The sequence below is a fragment of the Desulfomonilia bacterium genome, assembly GCA_036567785.1.
Classification (GTDB): Bacteria; Desulfobacterota; Desulfomonilia; order UBA1062; family UBA1062; genus DATCTV01.
In genome coordinates this window covers 55,467-62,169 of the sequence record DATCTV010000019.1, presented here as the reverse complement: position 1 = coordinate 62,169, position 6,703 = coordinate 55,467, and the positions used below count along the sequence as shown (strand labels likewise).

General features: G+C 45.0%; 4 protein-coding genes. 2 read left to right on the top strand and 2 right to left on the bottom strand.

Annotation, left to right across the window (positions count from 1 at the left end):
- Positions 1-318: 318 nt before the first annotated feature.
- A complete protein-coding gene (selB, locus tag VIS94_04315; protein ID HEY9160295.1) occupies positions 319-2,184 on the top strand; it encodes a selenocysteine-specific translation elongation factor in 1,866 nt (621 codons plus the stop codon).
- On the opposite strand, the gene bamD is transcribed toward selB, so the two are convergent.
- On the bottom strand, positions 2,174-2,839 hold the full coding sequence (gene bamD / locus VIS94_04310) for an outer membrane protein assembly factor BamD (GenBank protein HEY9160294.1): 666 nt from the start codon (positions 2,837-2,839) through the stop codon (positions 2,174-2,176). The genes selB and bamD overlap by 11 nt on opposite strands.
- Entirely contained in the window at positions 2,836-3,981 is a 1,146-nt protein-coding gene (locus VIS94_04305; GenBank protein ID HEY9160293.1) for a penicillin-binding protein activator, read from the bottom strand. The genes bamD and VIS94_04305 overlap by 4 nt, the downstream gene beginning before the upstream one ends.
- A gap of 302 nt (positions 3,982-4,283) precedes the next feature.
- Here VIS94_04305 and VIS94_04300 point away from each other — a divergent pair, with 302 nt between their 5' ends.
- Positions 4,284-6,665, top strand: coding sequence for a sodium-translocating pyrophosphatase (locus VIS94_04300; GenBank protein HEY9160292.1), 2,382 nt, complete (start codon positions 4,284-4,286; stop codon positions 6,663-6,665).
- The last annotated feature ends 38 nt before the right edge of the window (positions 6,666-6,703 follow it).

The following is a 6,703-nucleotide window of genomic DNA, read 5'->3' as shown; positions in this document are numbered from 1 at the left end:
CCGAAATGGTTCATCATCCCGGCACAGTTGGGCAAAAGTGCAGGCTCAACCATTCTCAGGATATCAATCAGAAACCCGAAGATAAGGCTGAAACTCCAGGACTTCCTCGACCAAATAAGCTCCATCAGCCATTCACTCAACCGCAATGCAGTTGAAATAGCCTGACAATGTACGTTTACAGCCAATTTATATCAAAAGAAAAACCTATGTGAAAGTTACAGTCTCCTCAAACGCAAAATGTGGGATAAATGCGATAAAGCCAGGCATAAAAAAGGGCCAATTGACGAACCATTATCCAGAAGGTATATCCATAAAACCATGAAGCGAATAGTTATCGGCACTGCCGGACACGTTGACCACGGAAAAACATCCCTCATCAAGGCGCTGACAGGTACTGACTGTGACAGGTTGAAAGAGGAGAAGGAAAGAGGCCTCACGATTGAACTTGGATTTGCCTCTCTTGTCCTGCCGTCAGGAGAAAAGATCGGCGTTGTCGATGTCCCGGGACACGTTAAATTCATACGCCATATGCTTTCCGGTGCCTCCGGAATTGATCTGGTGCTGCTGATCGTTGCAGCAGACGAAGGGGTCATGCCCCAGACAGTAGAACACATCCAGATATGTGAACTTCTGGGCATTGAAAGAGGGATTGTCGCGCTTACAAAAATCGACATGGTTGATGAAGATCTTCTCGATCTTGCTGTTTCCGATGTCAAAACATTCCTTGACGGAACCTTTTTAAGGGATACTCCTATCATCCCTGTAAGTTCCGTCACCGGGTCCGGACTCGACAGACTGCTCATGGCGATTGAAAAAGAAGTGCTTGAGGCCAGAGAAAGAAACACCTCCGGTATTGCTTTCCTTCCAATCGACAGGGTGTTTACCATAAAAGGCTTTGGAACGGTTGTAACCGGTACTCTGGCAAAAGGTACTTTTGAGGGGGGCCAGGATGTGGAAATACTTCCTTCAGGGATAAGGGCAAAAATAAGAAGCATACAGATTCATTCCGAAAATGTTGAAACTGCGGCGGCAGGTATGAGAACGGCAATCAATCTTCAGGGGATAGACCGTGAGGAAATCGCCAGAGGGCAATGGCTTGTGCCATCCGGCCTGTTCAGGCCTACTCAAGTCATTGATGCCGAGTTGAGGCTTATCAAACAGCCCGGAAAAGGCGGAATAAGACTCTACACAGGGACCGCTGAAGTCGACGGCAATATTAACCTGTATACTTCTGGAGAAAAGACGCTTGCACGTATCAGGCTGAAGGAACCAATAATAGCATCCATAGGTAACAGATTTATTATCAGAAGCATTTCACCCGGCACAACACTGGGAGGGGGAAGGGTTATCAATCCGTATCCGTCAAGAAGGTTCTCAATCGAGACGGCAACAGAACTTATGAGCGACAATCTATCAAGGGTCATCCTGGGACTTGTAATGGATTCCGGCCTGACCGGCATTTCGAAAAAGACTGTTCAGGCCCACCTTGCAGATAACTCTCAGTCTGTTGAAAAGGCATTGCAGGAGCTTCAGACAAAAAATGAGATAGTGCGTTTTGATTCACAGAATGATTTATATGTCAGTTCAAGACACATTGATGTGCTGAAAAATCTTATATCAAGCACAGCCACAGCCTATCATGAGGCAAATCCGTCATCACCCGGGATTTCAAAAGAGCATCTGAAGTCATCCATCAAGACAAAGGCCAACCCCAAACTTTTCCACAGGGCACTTACAGATATGCTAAAAAACCGGATAATCATCGAGGACGGCCCTAACATCAGAATGATAGATTTCAATGCGTCCCTTGGAAATGATAAAGATGTAACCCGGAACATCTACATGCTGCTCAACAGCTCCGGTCTCGAACCCCCAAGCCCACTGCTGATTTCAGAGAAACTGGATATCGACATGAAGAAGCTGACCGGCATACTTTCATTCATGGTCAGGGAAGGCAGACTCTTCAGGATAAAGGATGATATCTTCCTGACTGACGAGAATGAAAAAATCCTTAAGGAAAAGATAAGGGAATTCTTCAGAAACAACAGCACCATGAATCCGGCAGACATGAAGACAATTACAGGAGTAAGCCGCAAGTATGCTATACCCTACATGGAATATCTTGACAGGATAAGAATAACCCTGAGGGTTGGAGATATGAGGAAACCATATCCTACTCCTTAGTGCCGCAGGATTCTTTTATAAGTTTATCAAGCTCCTCGTCCAGGCCAAGTCCGGGAAACCCGGCCTTGACTTCAGTAAATCTTCTGCATGCCGCTTCATGCCATTTTTTCCTATGCATGTAGAATTTGCCTATGTATATCCCGTTTTTTGCAAGCACTATTTTTGATTTTTTGAGGTTTTCATTTGCCTCATTTGAATAGGTGGAATCAGGGTACATGCGAAGAAAATCTTCAAAAGACTTGATAGACTTGACCGTTTCAGTCTGATCCCGGTCAATGGTCAATATCTGCTTGAAATGGCACATGGCTGCTTTGAACATGCAGTACTCGGATTTAGCATCCGTAGGGTAAAGCATCCTGAATTCCTGGTAGCTGCTCAATGCAGAAACATATTCTTTATTATTATAATAAAGGTCGGACAGATCGAGCAGAGATTGCTTTGCAAGATCATTGCCGGGATAGAATGTCCTGACCTTCATGAAAGCCTCTGAAGCCTTCTCAACTTTGCCATCCGTTGCAAATTGCTGAGCCTCTTTATACAGGACATCGGCGGGCGGCGCCTTCCCTTCCTGGTCATGGGCACACCCCATCATGATCGAAAAAATCATTAAAATTTCAACATACCATGCAAAACTGTACTGAAATGTTCTTTTCACTGCACTACCTCTAGTATATTCCCGTCCCTTACCGTAAGAACGGTTATTTCTCTGCGGGTGGACCCGTCACTATAAAATGATATTATACCTGTTACTCCCTGATAGTCTTTCAAGGACGCTATGGCTTCATTGAGCTCATTCCTCGTCCCGGCACCCTTTTCTATCATCTGTCTGATTATTGAGACCGTATCATAAGCGCTTGCTTCCCATATGCTCGGAGATGCATCAAACGTGGCCGAAAAGGCTGAAACAAAATCCCTGATCCTTATTGATGAGCTTTCGGCATAAAATCCACTGACAAAGCATGCCTCCTCAATATTTTTTCCGCCCAGCCTTATGAAATCCGGCGTATCCCAGAGGTCGGTTCCAAAAAGCCTGATATCTTTTATCCCGTAATAAGACAGATACGCTGCAATAGTCGATGCATTGGTTGCCGTATCGGGTATCATCACTGCCTCGATTGACTGCATCTGCACGTTCGCAGCTTTTTGTTTTCCAGGTTTTTTCCGTTTCATTATATTATCTTTGAAAAGTCTGACGACGCTTGAGAAATCCTTTGTATCATCAGCATATTCCTGTGAAAAAACTACTTCGATATTGTACTGCGGAGCTGTCCGGATAAAGACATCCCTGAATGTCCTTCCAAATGCATCCGAAGGAGAAAGAAGGGCAAAGCGTTTTATCCCCTGATTCCGCGCTGTCTTTAAAAGTGTGCCAACCTGTGTCCCTATAGTAAGATAATTTCCATAACAGCATGAGCCTTCATGCGGTACAAGATTCTCTTTGGAATAAATAAAGGTCGGTATTCCTTTTTTTATCGCGGTCCTGCATGCCTGAGTGCCCATAGGCCCCAATATGGCGATTACATTATTGTCACGATCCAGGTCTTCAATAATATCGGAAAGCCTTGTTTCGTCACTTCCATAATCACGGATTATGTATTCTATCTTCCGTGTTCCTTCTCCGGTATATATATTGGATGCCAGTTCAACCCCTTTGAGCAACTTTAATCCATATGGTTTGAATTTGCCGCTCATAGGCAATATCACACCAATAGTTTTTTTCGAATTATTTTCATTCCCAGAAAACAGAAATCCGGATAAAAGAACTGCTGTTATTATCAGAAACGAAGCCTTCAGCATTATTCCTTTCATTGGCCTTAAATATATGAATGGAAGAATTCAAGTCAAATTATTTCACAAACACCACCACTAATGAATTGTGATTCAGAATTTTCTATAACCGTTTTTATCTGGTAAATTCAGTATCCGTGGGCTTTTTGAATTGATTCTGAAACAATTTATAACCTTGACACTTGCCGGGTGCTGTGTTACCAACTTAGCGGTTTCAACTAGATTTCTTAACTTCTTAATAACAAAGGCGAACTTAATTTAAAGGAGATATTATCATGGGTAAAAGGCTTAATCATTTTCTGGGCGTATGCATGTTTACGCTCATCGGCGTGCTCGCCTCATCGCAGCTTTTTGCGTCTGAAGCCGAGCTGATCGTTCCGGAACTTCCGGCAGAAGGCAAAATGTGGCTTTACATTGGCCTTGGCATTTGCGTGCTGGGTATGATTTTCGGTTTGATCATGTATGGCAAGGTTAAGGGAATGCCTGCTCATAAGGCAATGCTTGATGTTTCGGATATCATCTTCCAGACATGCAAGACCTATCTTCTCCAGCAGGGAAAATTCCTCATACTGCTTGAAGTCTTCATAGGCGCGTGCATACTTTTCTATTTCGGATTCCTTGTTCATATGCCGGCGGGCAATGTCGCAATAGTACTTATTGCTTCCGTCCTCGGTATATTGGGATCTTACAGTGTTGCATGGTTCGGCATCAGGATGAACACCCTTGCCAACAGCCGTATGGCCTTTGCATCCCTTGAAGGCAAACCCAGCAAACTTCTCAACATACCCCTTAATGCAGGAATGTCCATAGGCGTTCTTCTCATATGCGTTGAGCTTATCATGATGCTCATAATCCTTCTTTTCCTCCCAAGCGATGTTGCAGGACCTGCTTTCATCGGTTTCGCAATCGGCGAATCACTCGGCGCAAGCGTTCTCAGGATCTGCGGCGGTATATTCACAAAAATTGCCGATATCGGTTCCGACCTCATGAAAATATTCTTCACAATCAAGGAAGACGACCCGAGAAACCCCGGTGTTATTGCTGACTGTACAGGCGACAATGCCGGCGACAGCGTTGGTCCAACCGCCGACGGTTTTGAAACATACGGCGTTACAGGCGTTGCGCTTATCAGCTTTATACTGCTCTCAGTTCTGCCCGACTATCAGGCTGAAATGCTTATCTGGATATTCATTATGCGTGTTCTCATGATCATAACCTCTATCGGATCCTTCCTGATCAACAAGATCCCCACCAATGCAATCATGAAGGATAACCAGGAAGAGGCCGATTTCGAAAAACCCCTTACAGTTCTCGTATGGATTACATCAATAGTTTCCATATTAGTAACATTCGCAGTAAGCAACTGGCAGCTCAGCAAATATGGGAGCGGACTGTGGTGGAAGCTTTCCATCATCATCAGCTGCGGAACACTTGCTGCTGCTATCATTCCCGAACTTGTCAAGGTCTTTACAAGCTCCAAGTCAAAACATTGCGACGAAGTAGTTACGGCAGCCCGCGAAGGCGGAGCGGCACTCGATATCCTTTCCGGTTTTGTCGCAGGTAATTTCGCTGCATTCTGGCTTGGCTTGGCCATCACCGTTCTGATGTTCATTGCATACATAACAAGTACTGCTGGTCTTGCTGATTTTATGAGCTATCCTTCAGTCTTTGCATTCGGCCTTGTCGCATTCGGCATGCTAGGTATGGGCCCGGTAACGATAGCCGTTGACTCATACGGCCCGGTTACCGACAATGCACAGTCTGTTTATGAACTTTCTTTGATCGAATCAATTCCGAATATAGAAAAAGAGATCGAGAAAGACTTCGGCTTCAAACCGGTCATGGAAACAGCGAAGCATCACCTCGAAGCAAACGACAGTGCAGGTAACACATTCAAGGCAACGGCAAAGCCGGTTCTTATCGGCACGGCTGTTGTCGGTGCAACAACGATGATTTTCTCACTCATCCTTCTTCTCAAGAAGGCTCTCGGAGTTGAGCCGGAGATGATACTCAACCTCCTCAATCCTTATACGCTTATCGGACTTCTCTGTGGCGGTTGCGTAATTTACTGGTTCACCGGCGCCTCCACCCAGGCTGTTACGACCGGAGCATACAGAGCTGTTATCTACATCAAAGACAATATCAATCTTGATGAAAATGCTTCATTAAGCGCTTCCACTGAAAACTCAAAGGAAGTTGTCAAGATATGCACGCAGTATGCACAGAAGGGCATGATCAATATCTTTATTGCGATCTTCTGCTTTGCACTTGCCTTTGCATTCCTTTCAGCACCGACCGCAACCGATAACAATACGGTCAGCTTATTTGTCAGCTACCTGATATCGATTGCCATTTTCGGTCTGTTCCAGGCAATATTCATGGCCAATGCCGGCGGATGCTGGGACAACGCAAAGAAGGTCGTTGAAGTCGATCTCAAGGAAAAGGGAACAGAGCTTCACAAGGCAGCTGTTGTCGGCGACACGGTTGGCGACCCGTTCAAAGATACATCTTCTGTTGCTCTTAACCCGATCATCAAGTTCACAACACTGTTCGGGCTTCTTGCAATGGAAATAGCCATTGTTCCGACCCTTCAGGGTACGGCTCAGTACATCGGCGTTGCCTTCCTCGCCATAGCGGTAATCTTTGTTCTTAGGTCATTCTACGGAATGAGAATTCCGAAGGATGTCAAGTAATCAGAATTACTGAAAGAACAAAAAAAGGCGGGCAAATG

Bases quoted from the DNA above. Each gene is read 5' to 3' on its own strand.
- selB (HEY9160295.1), top strand. From the start codon at position 319: ATGAAGCGAATAGTTATCGGCACTGCCGGACACGTTGACCACGGAAAA.
- VIS94_04305 (HEY9160293.1), bottom strand. From the start codon at position 3,981: ATGCTGAAGGCTTCGTTTCTGATAATAACAGCAGTTCTTTTATCCGGA.
- VIS94_04300 (HEY9160292.1), top strand. From the start codon at position 4,284: ATGTTTACGCTCATCGGCGTGCTCGCCTCATCGCAGCTTTTTGCGTCT.